Raw genomic sequence first — 15,968 nt, 5'->3', positions numbered from 1 at the left:
CCTCTTTCTTTACAGACACCAACACCAAAGCACATCAACCCCTTGATTCCAAAAGAAAATATTACAAAAATAATTTTTTAATTTTTTTAGCTAACTAACAATAAACTCTAGGTTTTTTATCACTAACCTTCCACGAATCATATTCATCAGTAAATATGATGTGTTTTGAACCATCAAAACACTCACCTTTCTGAGTATTTCATCGTAAAATTCGTTTTGAACCCTTGTTTGATTAGATTCCTTTATCTAACAAACCCCTCCAATCCCTCTTATATATACAAGGTGAAGTAAATGACAGATATTCGTCAGCAGGATTTCATCGATAGTATTGCTGATAGCTTGCAATTTATTTCTTACTATCATCCAACTGATTACATTCAAGCATTAGCAACCGCTTATGAGCGCGAGCAAAGCCCTGCGGCTAAAGATGCCATCGCTCAGATTCTTACCAATAGTAAAATGTGTGCAGAAGGACACCGTCCAATCTGCCAAGATACGGGTATCGTCTGTGCGTTCGTTAAAGTGGGGATGAATGTTCGTTTCTCTGATGCCACTTTAAGTATTCAAGAAATGGTGAATGAAGGCGTTCGCAAAGCCTATAACCATCCTGACAATAAACTGCGTGCGTCAGTGTTGGCAGATCCAGCCGGCGCACGAAGAAATACAAAGGACAATGCACCTGCTGTTGTTCACTTTGAATTAGTACCTGGTGATACAGTTGATGTACGAATCGCCGCTAAAGGTGGTGGCTCTGAAAACAAGAGCAAGTTCGCGATGTTAAACCCATCAGATTCAATTGTTGATTGGGTGTTAAAAACCGTACCGTTAATGGGTGCAGGCTGGTGTCCGCCAGGCATGCTGGGTATCGGTATTGGCGGTACGGCAGAAAAGGCGATGCTCTTAGCGAAGGAATCGCTAATGGAGCACATCGATATTCAAGAGCTAATTGCACGCGGACCGTCAAATCGAGTGGAAGAGTTGCGTATTGAGCTATATGAAAAAGTAAACGCGCTTGGCATCGGTGCGCAGGGACTTGGTGGTCTGGCAACCGTGCTAGATGTGAAAATCCTTGATTACCCAACTCATGCCGCTAGTTTGCCAATCGCAATGATTCCTAACTGTGCGGCTACGCGCCACACACATTTCACCTTGGATGGTTCTGGCCCTGCTGTTTTAACCCCTCCAAGCCTATCTGACTGGCCTGAAGTGGCATGGACACCATCAGCAGAAGCAAAACGTGTTGACTTAAACAATGTCACCAAAGAAGAAGTTGCAAGCTGGCAACCTGGTGATACCTTGTTACTAAATGGCAAGCTACTAACCGGACGTGATGCAGCCCACAAACGCATGATTGACATGCTAAATAAAGGCGAATCACTACCAGTTGATTTCACTAATCGCTTTATCTATTACGTTGGTCCTGTTGACCCTGTTCGTGATGAAGTAGTTGGCCCTGCCGGCCCAACAACAGCAACTCGCATGGATAAATTTACTCGCCAGATGCTTGAGCAAACAGGTTTATTGGGCATGGTGGGTAAAGCTGAGCGTGGCCCAATTGCGATTGATGCAATTAAAGACAACAAAGCAGTTTATTTGATGGCGGTTGGCGGTGCTGCTTACCTAGTCTCTAAAGCCATTAAACACAGTGAAGTGGTTGCGTTTGCAGACTTGGGTATGGAAGCCATTTATGAATTTGATGTGGTAGATATGCCTGTGACGGTTGCCGTAGATAGTCTCGGCTCATCTGTTCATAAAACTGGTCCAGCAGAGTGGCAAGCCAAGATTGGAAAAATCCCAGTAAATGTTGGGTAATTTCAATCCATTTAGCGGCCATCACTTTGGCCGCTAAATGGTGTACCAACAAAAAATGGCGCTTTAGGCGCCATTTTTTGTGTGCGTTGTCAGCTAAACAATTAGCGAACTACGGCAATTGCTTTCCAAGCGCCGCTATCAAACTGCTTCACGGTAACGGCAGCTTTTTGAATATCACCTTTTGCATCAAAAGCGATATTTCCGGTTACACCTTTAGTTTGAATCGCAGCTAGTTTAGGCAAGTATTTTGCTGGATCTGATGAGTTTGCTGCTTGCATTGCCTGTGCAACAGTCATCACTGAATCGTAAACATACGGTGCGTAGATTTGCACATCTACATTAAAGCGCTGCTTAAAGCGCTGGAAGAATGCTTTACCTTGCGGCATTTGCTCAGGCGGAATACCTGCTTCTGTGCAATATACGTCTTTAGTTAATGCATTGCCCGCCAACTTCAGCATATTGCTTGAGCAGCCGCCATCACTAACCACATACTTTGCAGTCAATCCCAAACGGCGCAATTGTTGCAACTGAGGAGCTGCAGTCACATCCATGCCACTGTACAGCACGACATCTGGCTTTTTACCTTTGATAGAAGTTAATACTGCCATCCAGTCAGTCGTTTTATCTGTTCCGTATTCACGCGCAATCACTTTCGCGCCAGATGCTTTAACAGCCTTTTCCACTTCATCCGCCAAGCCTTGGCCATAAGCAGAACGATCATCAATAATCGCGACTGTTTTTGCTTTTAAATCTTTTACCGCAAATTTACCCATCGCAGAGCCTTGTTGAATATCATTGGCTACCATGCGGAAAGTAGTTTTAAAACCTTGCTGGGTGAATTTTGGATTGGTTGCAGAGGGTGTAATCTGAGGAATACCTGCATCAGCATACAATTTTGCAGCTGGGATAGAAGTTCCTGAAGTTAAGTGACCAATTACGGCAGAAACTTTTGCGTCGACTAATTTTTGAGCAACGACAACTGCTAGTTTTGGATCTGCAGCATCATCTTCAGAAATTAACTCGAACTTAGCAACTTGACCGCCAATTTTAATTTTCTTCGCGTTCAAGTCATCAATGGCTAGACGCGCGCCATATTCATTATCTTTACCCACATGGGCAATAGGGCCCGATAACGCAGATGCATGGCCAATTTTAATGACCACATCAGCGTTTGCTGCACCAACTGATAAAGCTAATGCAATAGAAGACATTTTTACAATTTTACGAATTACAGCAGACTGCATAATGAAGGAATTCCTTACATGATTTGATAGACGCCAGCCAATCCCACATCACACTACTCGGGTTCGAATAGTCATTAAACAATAGCCTGTGGATGACAGACTACAAGAGGGACACCAGCAACAATTCCAAGACATAAACAGCAATCCGTGATGCAGATCGATGTTTGGCCACATGTCAGCAAGGGTAGGCTTGACGAACTACCGCAGTGTTTTGCACTGCAATATTGCGTATTTTCCCTTATTTAGTGCATTTATCGCAATTCGATTGCGTCAATAATTAACCAACTAAGTATTCTTACTGATGCGCATAAGCACATGATATATAAATAGAAAAAGCCGTGTACGCGAATTTTGCCGCACGGCCTCTCCATCATCAAAGCACCAGATTAGCGCGTATCAATTAGTTAATACGCACCAAGAAAATCCATTTTACCCACCGGAACACCATTTGCTCTCAAGATGGCATACACAGTACTAATGTGAAAGTAAAAATTTGGCAATACAAAGTTAAGCAAATAATCCTGACCATTAAAATTCAATGTAACAGTCGGCCAATTCAGGATCACTTCTTTTTGCTCAGATCCATCAACTTTTTCTGCCACAAAAGAAGAAACATAATCTTTTGCTTTAGCAACACGAGCCAACAACTCTTCAAGTGTAGTTTCTGTATCCGCCCATGATGGAGGCGTTTCGCCAGACAATCTTGCAGCGGCGCCTTTTACCATATCCGTGGCAATCTGCACCTGCTTAGAGAGAGGAAACATATCTGGAAAAAGACGCGAGCTTGCCAAAACATTTTTATCATACCCAGCTTTTTCGGCATGCTGAGCGGCAATTGTTAGTAGATTCGATAAGTTATCTAGCATGCGAACAAAAACGGGGATAGACGCTTGGTACATAGAAAGTGACATCTTGGTTAGCCCTCTGAAATGAATCAATATTATTAAAATACGCCGCTCTAATTTACCAAAAGAAAAGGGTGAACATAGTCACCCTTTTTCATGCAGTTGATAAAGGTCAAAAATTAACCCTTATAACGCTCCACGCCAGCAATGATTTCCGCTTTTGCAGCTTCAATATTATCCCAACCTTGAACTTTCACCCATTTGCCTTTTTCTAGGTCTTTGTAGTGCTCGAAGAAATGAGAGATTTGTTGAAGTAGCAACTCTGGCAAATCAGAAGTGCTTTTCACATCTTTGTACATTGGGCAAAGTTTTTCGACTGGTACAGCAATTAATTTAGCGTCGATGCCAGACTCATCTTCCATCTTCAACATACCAAGCACGCGGCAGCGAACCACTACACCAATTTGCAATGGAAATGGAGTAACCACCAATACATCAACAGGATCTCCATCTTCAGAAAGTGTATTAGGAATGTAGCCGTAGTTACATGGATAGAACATTGCTGTACCCATGAAACGATCTACAAACATTGCGCCGGTTTCTTTATCTAACTCGTACTTAATTGGCGCTGCATTTGCAGGAATCTCAATAATTACGTTGAAGTCATTAGGAATATCTTTACCAGCTGGTACGCGATCTAGAATCATCAGAAGGTCCTCTTATTTAACTTAGGTTTTACATTGTGTAGATACAAATTTTGCAAATGCTGAAGGTTTGCTCAGTGTCTACTGCAAAATAAACACCCACGTTCAACATTTTAGTAATCTGTTGATTATATCACTTCAAATCAACTACGTTCAGCCCATAGATCATACTCATCAGATTCAACAATCGTTGCTTGAATCTTATCGCCAACCTGTAACGCGGTTTCTCCATTGAGATACACCAAGCCATCGATTTCAGGCGCATCAGCATACGTTCTACCAATCGCCCCCTCTTCATCCACCTCATCGATCAGCACTTCCAGTGTTTTTCCAACTTTTGCGGCTAAGCGGCGAGCACTGATTTCTGCTTGTTTTTCCATAAAGCGAGCTTTACGTTCTTCCGCCAATTCAGCTGGTACATGATCTGGCAACGCATTAGCAGTTGCACCTTCAACAGGTGAATAGGTGAAGCAGCCAACTCTGTCTAATTGTGCTTCATCAAGGAAATCAAGCAACATTTGGAAGTCTTCTTCTGTTTCGCCAGGGAAGCCTGTAATAAATGTTGAACGAATCGCCAAGTCTGGACAGATTGCTCTCCATTTTTGCACACGCTGAAGCACTTTTTCACTATCGCCAGGGCGCTTCATTGCTTTTAGGATACGCGGACTGGCATGTTGGAATGGAACATCCAGGTAAGGAAGAATCTTTCCTTCTGCCATCAATGGGATCACTTCATCCACTGATGGGTATGGGTAGACATAATGCAGCCTTACCCAAATACCAAGTTTGCCAAGTTCTTCAGCTAGCTCGGTCATTCTAGTTTTTACTGGACGACCGTTATAAAAACCTGTCTTGTATTTCACATCTACACCATAAGCACTGGTGTCTTGAGAAATGACTAACAATTCTTTTACACCCGCTCTCGCTAGGCTTTCCGCTTCTTTTAGTACGTCATGTACTGGGCGACTCACTAAATCGCCACGCATAGATGGGATAATGCAGAAAGTACAGCGGTGATTACAGCCTTCTGATATTTTTAAGTAGGCGTAATGTTTGGGCGTTAGCTTAATCCCTTGTGGTGGAATTAGATCAATAAAAGGGTCATGCGGTTTTGGCAAGTAGTCATGAACCGCTTTTACTACTTCATCTGTTGCATGTGGCCCGGTAACTGCAAGCACCTTAGGATGCGTTTGTTGAACGATATCCCCTTTGGCGCCAAGGCAGCCGGTGACAATTACTTTGCCATTTTCACTTAAGGCTTCACCGATTGCATCAAGTGACTCTTGCACTGCGCTATCGATAAAACCACAGGTATTTACAATTACTAAATCAGCATCATTATATGAACCTGAAATTTCATAACCTTCAGCGCGAAGCTGGGTTAGAAACTGCTCAGAATCGACTAAGGCTTTGGGACAGCCCAAAGACACCACACCAATTTTTTGCTGACCTGCAATACCTGAATTACTCATGCAACCTAACTCTTCAATTGAATATTCGTTTGGTGTGAAGATCTTTTCTAGAGCATCACTCCGCTTACTTACAAATGACAAAAAGGCGAGCGGAGCCCACCTTCTTGACTTACTTAACTTACCAAACAGTGGATGACTGATTGATTTTTAAGGGATTATACCTGAACGAAGTAAATCACTCTTTTGTTTTTTCATCTCCAGGCATTGCTTGAGGAAAACCAAAACCGGTAAATAAATTGCGGGTGCGCTCTTGCATCTGCTGCTGCATATCGACAAACATATTAGTCGATTGCTCTAAATAGCTAGACATCATCCCCTGCATTGCAGGCGCTTGAAACTTTAAAAATTCATTCCACAAATTTGCAGAAGGTACCGGGTTCTCGCCATAAATTTGCTTTGTTTGCTCTTTAAGGCGATCTTGCATTTGAGAAAACATTTGCAGGTTTTTCTCTAAATAGCTACCCAACATGCCTTGCATTGCATTTCCGTAAAAACGAATAATTTGCGTTAGCACATCGTAAGTAAACAGAGGCATTCCACCCGCCTCTTCTTCCAAGATAATTTGAAGCAGAACGCTTCTAGTTAGATCTTCTGAGGATTTTGCATCGACAACTTGAATGTCCACATGATCTAGCACTAACTTTTTGACATCTTCTAATGTGATGTAGCAGCTGGTTGCAGTGTCATATAGGCGGCGATTTGGATACTTTTTGATAATTCTTTTTTCTTGTGTCATTCGCAAGTTTTCCATGGAATAAGATGGCACTACCTAATTAGATTCTAGCATCTTTTTAACGTAACAGATGGCATAGCGCAAGCACATCGATTTTATATTTTTGTGCAACGCACAAAATAATACTTGACGTTTTATTTTGGCTGGCATAACATGATTTTGTGCATTGCAACAATTATTCAGGAGATCCGATTATGTCTGCAAATGAAACTCTGAAACAATATAGCCTAAAACAAGCTGAATCTGCTCTTCAACTAGCTCAAATTTCTTTGGGTAGCGCAGAGAAGCTAATCAAACTTCAACTAGATACCGCTAAAGCGTTGCTAGAAGAACAAGCTCGCCAAACTCAATTGATTACTGGCATTAAGTCTGTTCAACAAGCCAACGAAACTCGTCAGTCTTTGACTGAAAGCAACTTAGACAACCTAGTTTCTTTGTCTCGTAGCGTTTACGAATACGCAACAAACACACAGTCTGAACTAGCTAAGTTCACTGAAGCTCGCATTACTGAACTAAACAAAGATGTGATTACTTTGTTAGATCAAAGTGCAAAAATGGCACCAGCAGGTTCTGAAGCTGCAGTTACTGCAGTTAAACAGACTGTTCAAGCCACTGCAGCTGCAGTTGACAGCCTAAGCAAAGCAGCTAAACAAGTTGCCGACTTTACAGAAGCTAGCGTGAAATCTGCTACTACTGCTACTGTTGATGCAATCAAACAGGCTGCAACGCTAAAAGTATAATCAATCCGATAGGTTTGATTGACGTAAAAACCCCGTCTTTTGATGGGGTTTTTTTATTGCTGAATCGTTGTAGAATCGCAGCAAAAAAACTAAGCCACAACATGATGTTGTGGCTTAGTTTTATTTACACGCCAATTACGCGCGCTCAACCGCTAGTGCAACGCCCATACCACCACCGATACACAGTGTTGCCAAGCCTTTTTTCGCATCACGGCGAATCATTTCATGAATCAAAGAAACCAACACACGTGCACCAGATGCACCAATTGGGTGACCTAAAGCAATCGCACCACCATTCACGTTTACTTTAGAGGTATCCCAACCAAGCTCTTTGTTTACGCCAATTGCTTGCGCTGCAAATGCTTCGTTCGCCTCAACCAAGTCAAGATCATCTAGAGACCAACCTGCTTTTGCCAATGCTTTGCGTGTCGCAGAAACAGGACCAAGACCCATTACCGATGGTTCAAGACCAGATGATGCATAACCTTTGATAGTGACCAATGGTGTTAAACCTAGTTCTTTTGCTTTATCAGCTGTCATCAAAATAACAGCTGCTGCACCATCGTTTACACCAGAAGCATTACCAGCAGTTACTGTACCGTCCTTTTTAAAGGCTGCACGCAATTTGCCAAGACCTTCAGCAGTAGAACCCATTTTAATGAACTCATCCTTATCGAATACAACTGGATCCCCTTTTTTCTGAGGGATCACAACAGGGATAATTTCATCTGCAAACTTACCTTCTTTTTGCGCTGCTTCCGCTTTATTTTGAGAAGCGGCGGCAAATGCATCTTGCTCTTCACGCGTAATCGCATGCTTCTCTGCGATATTTTCGGCAGTAATACCCATGTGGTATTGGTTATAGACATCGGTAAGACCGTCGTAGACCATGCTATCAACTAAAGCGGCATTTCCCATACGGAAACCATCGCGGCTGCCTGGTAAAATATGCGCCGATTGGCTCATATTTTCTTGACCACCAGCAATCACGATGTCGTTATCGCCAGCCAAAATTGATTGCACAGCTAGGTGCGTTGTTTTTAGGCCAGAACCACATACTTGGTTAATTGTTAGTGCAGGCACTTCAACTGGCAGGCCTGCTTTAATTACTGCTTGGCGAGCAGGATTTTGACCCAATCCAGCTGTTAATACGTTACCAAAAATCACTTCACTTACTTGCTCTGGCTTGATACCAGTTTTTTCTAGCAACGCTTTAATGACTGTTGCGCCTAATTCTGGGGCTGATACTTTTGCCAATGAACCACCAAAGTTACCAATTGCGGTACGGCCTGCTGCAACAATTACTACATCAGTCATTTGTGACTCCTTATGGATTTATATTTCATGCAGTGACTAGTGATGCCAAGAAAACTATATTTCTTGGCATCTTTTTTAAATTGCTTACAAATTATTCTGCGCGTGCTTTTACATAACGACCAGGTGCTGGCTCGATCGCTTTGTATGTTCGGTTGCCCGGTGTTTTTGGCGCGGCCACTTTTTCACCAGATAATGCGCCCAACCAATTGGAGTAGTCTGGCCACCAGCTGCCTGGATTGCTTTGCGCTCCTTGTAACCATAGGTCAGACGAGGCAGGCAATTGATCATTTACCCAGTAGTTACGTTTGTTGGTTGTCACTGGGTTAATCGTACCGGCAATATGACCGGATGCACCCAATACAAAACGTTGAGGTCCTGTTAGATACTGTGTGCTTAGGTATGCAGTTTTCCAAGGCACAATGTGATCTTCTTGTGCTGCAAATAGGTACACAGGAATATCAATCTTACGTACATCGATCTTCACACCACAAAGCTCCATTTTGCCTGGCTTTGTCAGGTTATTCTCAATGTACATATTACGTAAGTAGTAGGTGTGCATTGGCATTGGCAAGTTGGTACCGTCAGAGTTCCAGTACAACAAGTCAAATGGAGGAGGTGTTTTACCTTTTAGGTAATTGTTGACCACGTAATTCCAGATAAGATCATTCGCACGCAAGCTAGAGAACACTGCTGCTAACTCTTTTCCTTTAACCACACCACCTTCTGTCATGCTCATTTCTTTTAGGCGGACCATGTTTTCGTCAAGGTAAACCTTGATTGGGCCTGGTTCGCTATGGTCAATCATCGAGGTTAAGTAGGTGGCAGAATTGATGCTTGTGTCGCCTTTTGCTCTTAACACTGCCAGAGCGGTAGTTAGCAAGGTTCCGCCAATGCAGAAGCCCATTGCATTCATATCGGCTTTACCGGTAATCGCTTTCACTACTTCAATTGCTTTGAAGACGCCCAAGTTCAGGTAGTCTTCCCATGTTAAGTGTTTCATCTCTTCGTTTGCACTTTTCCATGAAACCAAGAAAGTAGTGAAACCTTGAGAAACGATATAACGAATCAAAGAGTTTTCCGGCTGCATATCCATCAAGTAGTATTTATTGATGCATGGCGGAACAATCAGTAGAGGACGGTCAAATACTTGATCAGTCGTTGGTGTGTACTGAATTAATTGAATTAATTCATTTTCAAAAATTACCTGCCCTGGCGTCACTGCCATGTTTTTACCGACTTCAAACTTCGACTCGTCGGTCATGGTGATATAGCCCTTTTGCACGTCTTCGAGCATGTTTTTCATGCCCTCAACCAGACTTTCCCCTTTTGTATCAGCGGCTAGCTTTAATACTTCTGGGTTAGTCAGTGCAAAGTTACTTGGACTCATTGCATCCAAGAACTGCTTTGTAAAGAAGCGCATCTTTTCTTTTTGCGCATCATCTACCTGAGATTTTTCAACCAAGTCCATCATCCACTTAGTTGTACTGAGGTAGCTTTGTTTGACATAACTAAAGAATGGAAACTGCTCCCACTCTGGCGCAGCAAAGCGTTTGTCTTTTGTTGGCTCGCCAGTGGTTTGGCCAATCACACCTTGCCATGCCTGCATTTGTTGTTGGTATAGCTGATTTTGCAATTGGCTTAATTGGCTAGCATTTTGCCAAAAACCAGAGAAAATATTTGCGTATGGGTTCGTCGCAACATCTGGAGATTGCTGAGGGACCGCTTTAACGAACTGCTCAACAAACTGTTGGTTTGCTTTGGTGATTTGTTGGAAAAACTCGGATAGGCCCAGGCCATTATTCGATTCAGACATCAGCGAAACTCCCTCTCTGCTTGCATCAATTGGTTACAATTGATGTTCAATCATCAATAAGTACAGCAAGTCTAGAATTTTGTTTTGGAAACACTGAATGAAATTGTTCCCAAACATTCTGTAAATTTAGCAACTCAATGCGACACTTTGGTGTCAAGAACATTGCACTTTACACATATTAGAACAATTTTGCTGCAAAGCAACATTAAATTAGATTTTCTTGATCTGAATTAGTTTCCTTGCATGTTGCAATGCCAACTTTCTCATCATCATACGAATTGATGCGACTGACAAGACAATACGTGTAAAAAATCTGGATTGAGTCAGCCAATTAATCTAGGTGATAATTAGCCTTTAAAAAAATTAGATCCTTTAAGGTTTTATGAAACATATTTTCTTGATCGCATGGCTTTATATTGTCATCTTATTTGCTGCAGGAACAGGTAGCGTCATGCGCGCGATCAATATTTTATTGTTCTTGGGGGCGATTCCTGTTGGCTTATATTTATGGGTCTCATTGAGAAAAGTGCATCAACGTCAAAGAGCACTGAGAGAAGCTCAAGAAGAAATGTACAATGAAGATTCAGAGTTACAGGCAGCATCAAACGATGCGGATGTAGATAACTCGCAAAAAACTAATTAAATGAAGTGAAAAGCCCCTGCTTTTGTTAAGACAGGGGCTTAATTTTTGAACAAAAAACGCCAGCTAAGTAAGTAACGTTTTTTCTATCGAAGCCAAATCATACTTGCTTGACGCCCTGTAACTTTGTCGCGTCGATAGGAAAAAAACCTTTCTTTATCTGAATAGGTGCATAATCCACCACCTGAGATTTGGGTAGAATGAACACCGGCAGCAATTAACCTTTGTTTAGCCAATAAATAGATATTAGCCAACCATTTGCCACTGTTGGCTGGATTTGGAACAAATGCTTCAATCGCTTTTGCATCTTTCGAAATAAAAGCCTGCCTTACTTCCTCGCCTACTTCAAACGCTGCTGGGCCTATTGCAGCCCCTAGCCACACCAGAAGCTGGCTAGGATCTACATCCATTTTAGCGATCGTCGCTTCTAGCACACCATCACATAAACCACGCCATCCGGCATGGGCAGCACCGACCACCGTAGCCTCTTTATCGGCAAATAACACCGGCAAACAATCAGCTGTTTGCACGGCACAGATCACATCTTTTTTTCTAGAGATCGCCGCATCAGCAACTGGCACCTCATCATGAGGTAGATCTAAATCCACCACCTCAATGCCATGAATCTGTTGCAGCCACTGAGGTTTTGAAGGCAAGAATCTATTCAGTAAATGTCGATTTTCATAAACTGAAATTAATTCATCTTCAACATGCGATCCTAAATTAAGTGAATCGTAAGGTGCTTTACTCACGCCACCTAATCGGGTAGTTGCTAGGGCGCCAACTTCAATGGAAGTCTCCCAAGTAGGGACAATGAAATGATCTTTATTTAACATAAGTAGGCTCCCCTAAACTGTCTATTAATGCTTGCATATCTTCTGCAATAGGAACCTCCCAAGCCATTTCCTCACCAGAAATAGGATGAATCAACCCTAAACGCCATGCATGCAATGCCTGACGATGAAAAGCAGGTTCAGAGACTTTTGGCCCATAGAATGGATCGCCAATCAGCGGAAAACCTAAATGCTGCATGTGGACACGAATTTGATGCGTTCTACCTGTTTCTAACTTACAGCACACTAAGGTATACCTATCCCAACCGCTGACTGGCTCATAATGCGTAATAGCTGGTTTTGCATCTGCTCCTCCACGTGGATGAACAGCCATTTTCAAACGGTCTTTCGGATTACGGCCAATAGGCGCATCCACAGTACCCGAAGAAGGAACGACTCCTTTGACAAGCGCAAAATACTGTCTTTTCACCGTTCTTGCTTGAAGCTGTCTGACTAATTCGGTCTGCGCAATAATGCTTTTCGCCACTACCATTAGTCCACTCGTCTCTTTATCTAAGCGATGAACAATACCCGCCCTTGGGACAGTAAATAGATTTTTGTCGTGCGCTAAAAGCCCGTTTAGCAGTGTACCTGACCAATTTCCGTGTCCCGGATGAACCACTAGGCCTGCAGGTTTATTGATCACAATCAGGTGATCATCTTCAAAAACAATATTTAGCGGAATGTTTTCAGGCTTAAACGCCAATTGTTCTGGTGCAAGTTCAGGTAAAACATAAACTTCTTCACCACCAAAAACTTTTGTTTTTTGGTTGGCGACATCACCGTTTAACAATACTCGTTCATGCTTAATCCATTGCTGCAAGCGGCTTCTAGAGTATTGAGGTAGTAACTTTGCGAGCGCCTGATCAAGCCTTAAACCTGCAAACTTGTCATCCAAAATCCATTCAAATGGATCTAACCCATTTTCAGATGGCACGTTTGCGCTATAATCTGCTGACTCCACACTGGATTGGAACATGAAGAAACTTCTCTGTATTGCATTAGCCACCGTTATTCTCGCTGGTTGCGGCAGCTCTGAAAAGAAAGACCCGACCACTAAATGGTCTGCGAGTAAGCTCTATTCTGAGGCAAAAATTGCTTTAGATGAAAAGAATTATACCCAAGCAATTGAGTATTTTGAGAAACTTGAAGCAAGATATCCTTACGGACAATTTGCGCTGTCTTCTCAATTGAACATTGCATATGCGAATTACAAGGATGGCGAACCCGCTGCAGCAATTGCTGCATGTGATCGATTTATCAAGCTTCATCCAACACATCCTAGTGTCGATTATGCCTACTACTTAAAAGGGCTCGCTTCATTTAATGAAGACACCAGCTTCTTGGCTAGTATATCTAACCAAGACATGACGGAGCGCGATCCTAAAGCGGCCAGAGAGTCTTTTGAAGCTTTCAAAAAGTTGGTGACTTTATTCCCAAAAAGCAAATACACGCCAGATGCGGCAAACCGCATGCGTTATTTGGTGAACTCACTAGCATCTAGCGAAGTTCACGTTGCAAAGTATTACATGACCAGACAAGCATACTTGGCAGCAGCTAACCGTGCGAAGTTTGCAATTGAACAATATCCACAAGCACCGGCGGTTGAACAAGCGCTTGCCATCATGGTGAAAGCTTATGATCAATTAGGCTTGAAAGATCTAAGTGCAGATAGCAAACGCGTGCTAGATAGATCTTATCCAAATAGTAAATATCTATCTGATACGGAAGAAAAAGAAGATAAGCCTTGGTGGCAACTTTGGTAAGATTGTCCGTATTGGAGTCATCAAAAAGCCAGTGAGAGATCACTGGCTTTTTTGTTTTGCATGACCCGTCCTGAAATAGACCACAAGAAGGTATCAACTAGGCTCAAGTTTGGTTTCCAAGTACCTTTTTGCCATTTCTAGCCGATCTACGCCCTGCCCTTTTATCCATTCAAAATCTGCATTGAATTTTTGTAAGTAGCTTTTTGCAAATGCAGCGTCAAATTCTCTTTTGTCAGAATAACGCCGCTGATGGTCGGGGACAAATGGAATATCATCTCCGCACAAGAGATAAAACTTATCGACCACCAAATTCGCCGGAAGACTCGCAGTTGGTTGAACGCCGAAATACCACTCCAGCCACATTAGGGAAGCCAATGCATCTGTATCAGCCAACCAGATGCCCTGATGTACTTTACTTATCGCCTGATGAAATGCATGGACGACATTCAAAATTGTCCATGCTTGCTGTCGATTGCAGTCACATCCAAAAATATCAAACCATAAACGGACATACTCAGTTACCAATGGTAGCTTAAACGCGGTGGCAAGTTGCGTTGAAACCGTCGATTTCCCCGTACTTTCTGGGCCAAAGAAAACGATCGCTGCCCCAGTATGATCTTTAGATTTGGTTTCAATAAAATCAATACCAACGACGATGGGACATGGAAGAAATGGAATGTCAGTCGGCCAATATTTAATTAGGCGCGCATCGACAATATGAAGCATCTCAGGGTTAAAGGATGCCCCAATATCAGCACTTAAATGATCAGGGGACGCGCCAACGACATGAAATTGGGGCGTGATAGTCGGACACAGTGACTGAGTAAACGAGTGATATAACTGTCTTTGCTTATCGCTAATTGGATCAATCAGCCAAAAAGTACAAGACAAAAATGATGTACCCGCCAAACTAGCGGGTACAAGCGATGAAAGAATGATTGAATCAGTTGTTACCATCATTGATTAATCATTAATACAATTTAATTAAGCATCGTTCTTATCTAGATACTGCAGCTTATCTTTCACACCACTCCAGTCTGCATGGTCAGGCAGCGGATCTTTTTTCTCAACAATCGTCTTCCAATTTGGATGCTTAGACAATTGCGCATTTAGTTCGATGTAAACTTCTTGACCTGCAGGCACATCATCTTCAGCGTAAATCGCTTCCACCGGACACTCTGCCACACATAAAGTACAGTCAATGCACTCATCAGGATCGATGACTAAGAAGTTTGGACCTTCTTTGAAACAATCAACAGGACAGACATCCACACAATCTGTGTATTTACATTTAACACAGGCTTCGGTCACAACATAAGTCATGGCAGGCTTTACCTTGAAATAATAGGTTCTATATAAAAAACCTAGGTTACAATGAATATCAGACTATAATACTCAAGTATACACGATGCGCCTAAAAGATAGCGTTCTGAAGGCGACAGACATGGGACTTGAAATAAAAAAACCAACCCATATCTGTAATAATATCCCAGCAGGGCTTTAAAAGTTTGTTCTCATCCGTTAGGATGCAAACTACTTCAGGCAATATAGCTAATCAACCAACTACATTCTGATTAGTACACAAACAAGGATCAAAACATGAGCGAGCATATCCTCCATACCACTGATGATGCATTTGAAGCAGATGTTCTACAATCTGGCACTCCTGTATTGCTAGACTTCTGGGCTGAATGGTGCGGACCTTGCAAAATGATCGCTCCAGTATTGGATGAAGTAGCTAAAGAATACGCAGGCCGTTTGACCATTGCTAAAATTAACATTGATGAAAACCAAGCAACACCACCAAAATTTGGCGTTCGTGGCATCCCAACATTAATGCTATTTAAAGATGGCGCAGTAGCAGCAACGAAAGTTGGTGCACTATCAAAATCTCAACTTGTTGCTTTTATTGACAGCAACCTGTAAACCATATAGCATCAACTCTTAATAGAGATCCTGATTTGCCTTTTATTCTTCCTGAACCAAAGGCAAATCAGTCGAATAAATCATTTCCACTCTTCATAAGTCCAGTTTTAGATACGCCAGCAA

General features: G+C 42.4%; 16 protein-coding genes. 5 read left to right on the top strand and 11 right to left on the bottom strand.

Annotation, left to right across the window (positions count from 1 at the left end; translation table 11 throughout):
- Positions 1-291: 291 nt before the first annotated feature.
- Positions 292-1,812: a fumarate hydratase gene (locus LIN78_RS17430; protein ID WP_227182163.1), complete on the top strand. Its 1,521-nt coding sequence runs from the start codon at positions 292-294 to the stop codon at positions 1,810-1,812.
- 101 nt (positions 1,813-1,913) lie between these two features.
- Here the strand turns inward: LIN78_RS17430 and LIN78_RS17425 are convergent, their stop codons facing one another.
- The 5 genes from LIN78_RS17425 to phaR form a co-directional block, all read right to left on the bottom strand.
- On the bottom strand, positions 1,914-3,056 hold the full coding sequence (locus tag LIN78_RS17425) for a branched-chain amino acid ABC transporter substrate-binding protein (RefSeq protein WP_227182162.1): 1,143 nt from the start codon (positions 3,054-3,056) through the stop codon (positions 1,914-1,916).
- 404 nt (positions 3,057-3,460) lie between these two features.
- Positions 3,461-3,967 (bottom strand): DUF1993 domain-containing protein, encoded by a 507-nt coding sequence (locus tag LIN78_RS17420; protein WP_227182161.1) that lies wholly within the window; start codon positions 3,965-3,967, stop codon positions 3,461-3,463.
- Positions 3,968-4,080: 113 nt separating this feature from the next.
- Positions 4,081-4,608 carry an inorganic diphosphatase gene (gene ppa, locus LIN78_RS17415; protein WP_227182160.1) on the bottom strand — a complete coding sequence of 176 codons (528 nt, stop codon included), beginning with the start codon at positions 4,606-4,608 and terminating at the stop codon, positions 4,081-4,083.
- A gap of 140 nt (positions 4,609-4,748) precedes the next feature.
- Positions 4,749-6,077 carry a 30S ribosomal protein S12 methylthiotransferase RimO gene (gene rimO, locus LIN78_RS17410; protein WP_227182159.1) on the bottom strand — a complete coding sequence of 443 codons (1,329 nt, stop codon included), beginning with the start codon at positions 6,075-6,077 and terminating at the stop codon, positions 4,749-4,751.
- A 175-nt stretch (positions 6,078-6,252) separates the two neighbouring features.
- The gene (gene phaR, locus LIN78_RS17405) at positions 6,253-6,813 is read right to left on the bottom strand and encodes a polyhydroxyalkanoate synthesis repressor PhaR (protein ID WP_227182158.1); all 561 of its coding nucleotides are present in this window, start codon (positions 6,811-6,813) and stop codon (positions 6,253-6,255) included.
- 191 nt (positions 6,814-7,004) lie between these two features.
- On the opposite strand from phaR, the gene LIN78_RS17400 reads away from it, so the two are divergent.
- The gene (locus LIN78_RS17400) at positions 7,005-7,550 is read left to right on the top strand and encodes a phasin family protein (RefSeq protein ID WP_227182157.1); all 546 of its coding nucleotides are present in this window, start codon (positions 7,005-7,007) and stop codon (positions 7,548-7,550) included.
- 135 nt (positions 7,551-7,685) lie between these two features.
- Here LIN78_RS17400 and LIN78_RS17395 read toward each other — a convergent pair whose 3' ends face one another.
- Both LIN78_RS17395 and LIN78_RS17390 read right to left on the bottom strand, forming a co-directional pair.
- A complete protein-coding gene (locus tag LIN78_RS17395) occupies positions 7,686-8,867 on the bottom strand; it encodes an acetyl-CoA C-acetyltransferase (protein ID WP_227182156.1) in 1,182 nt (393 codons plus the stop codon).
- Between the two features lie 91 nt (positions 8,868-8,958).
- Positions 8,959-10,680 (bottom strand): PHA/PHB synthase family protein, encoded by a 1,722-nt coding sequence (locus tag LIN78_RS17390; protein ID WP_227182155.1) that lies wholly within the window; start codon positions 10,678-10,680, stop codon positions 8,959-8,961.
- A gap of 382 nt (positions 10,681-11,062) precedes the next feature.
- Here LIN78_RS17390 and LIN78_RS17385 point away from each other — a divergent pair, with 382 nt between their 5' ends.
- Positions 11,063-11,323 carry a hypothetical protein gene (locus LIN78_RS17385; protein WP_227182154.1) on the top strand — a complete coding sequence of 87 codons (261 nt, stop codon included), beginning with the start codon at positions 11,063-11,065 and terminating at the stop codon, positions 11,321-11,323.
- 83 nt (positions 11,324-11,406) lie between these two features.
- On the opposite strand, the gene pgeF is transcribed toward LIN78_RS17385, so the two are convergent.
- Positions 11,407-12,156, bottom strand: coding sequence for a peptidoglycan editing factor PgeF (gene pgeF, locus LIN78_RS17380; protein WP_227182153.1), 750 nt, complete (start codon positions 12,154-12,156; stop codon positions 11,407-11,409).
- Positions 12,146-13,132 carry a 23S rRNA pseudouridine(1911/1915/1917) synthase RluD gene (gene rluD, locus LIN78_RS17375; protein ID WP_227182152.1) on the bottom strand — a complete coding sequence of 329 codons (987 nt, stop codon included), beginning with the start codon at positions 13,130-13,132 and terminating at the stop codon, positions 12,146-12,148. The genes pgeF and rluD overlap by 11 nt, the downstream gene beginning before the upstream one ends.
- Between rluD and LIN78_RS17370 the strand changes: the two genes are divergently transcribed.
- Positions 13,131-13,919 carry an outer membrane protein assembly factor BamD gene (locus LIN78_RS17370; protein ID WP_227182151.1) on the top strand — a complete coding sequence of 263 codons (789 nt, stop codon included), beginning with the start codon at positions 13,131-13,133 and terminating at the stop codon, positions 13,917-13,919. The two genes, rluD and LIN78_RS17370, sit on opposite strands and share 2 nt — an antisense overlap.
- 93 nt (positions 13,920-14,012) lie before the next feature.
- Here the strand turns inward: LIN78_RS17370 and LIN78_RS17365 are convergent, their stop codons facing one another.
- Positions 14,013-14,879 carry an AAA family ATPase gene (locus LIN78_RS17365; RefSeq protein ID WP_227182150.1) on the bottom strand — a complete coding sequence of 289 codons (867 nt, stop codon included), beginning with the start codon at positions 14,877-14,879 and terminating at the stop codon, positions 14,013-14,015.
- A gap of 24 nt (positions 14,880-14,903) precedes the next feature.
- Positions 14,904-15,242, bottom strand: coding sequence for a ferredoxin FdxA (gene fdxA, locus LIN78_RS17360; protein WP_227182149.1), 339 nt, complete (start codon positions 15,240-15,242; stop codon positions 14,904-14,906).
- Positions 15,243-15,518: 276 nt separating this feature from the next.
- Between fdxA and trxA the strand changes: the two genes are divergently transcribed.
- On the top strand, positions 15,519-15,845 hold the full coding sequence (gene trxA, locus LIN78_RS17355) for a thioredoxin TrxA (RefSeq protein ID WP_227182148.1): 327 nt from the start codon (positions 15,519-15,521) through the stop codon (positions 15,843-15,845).
- Positions 15,846-15,968: the final 123 nt, after the last annotated feature.

Source organism: Leeia speluncae, from assembly GCF_020564625.1.
Taxonomy (GTDB): Bacteria; Pseudomonadota; Gammaproteobacteria; order Burkholderiales; family Leeiaceae; genus Leeia; species Leeia speluncae.
Note: the sequence above shows the minus strand (reverse complement) of the source record. Positions and strands in the feature narration are given on the sequence as shown.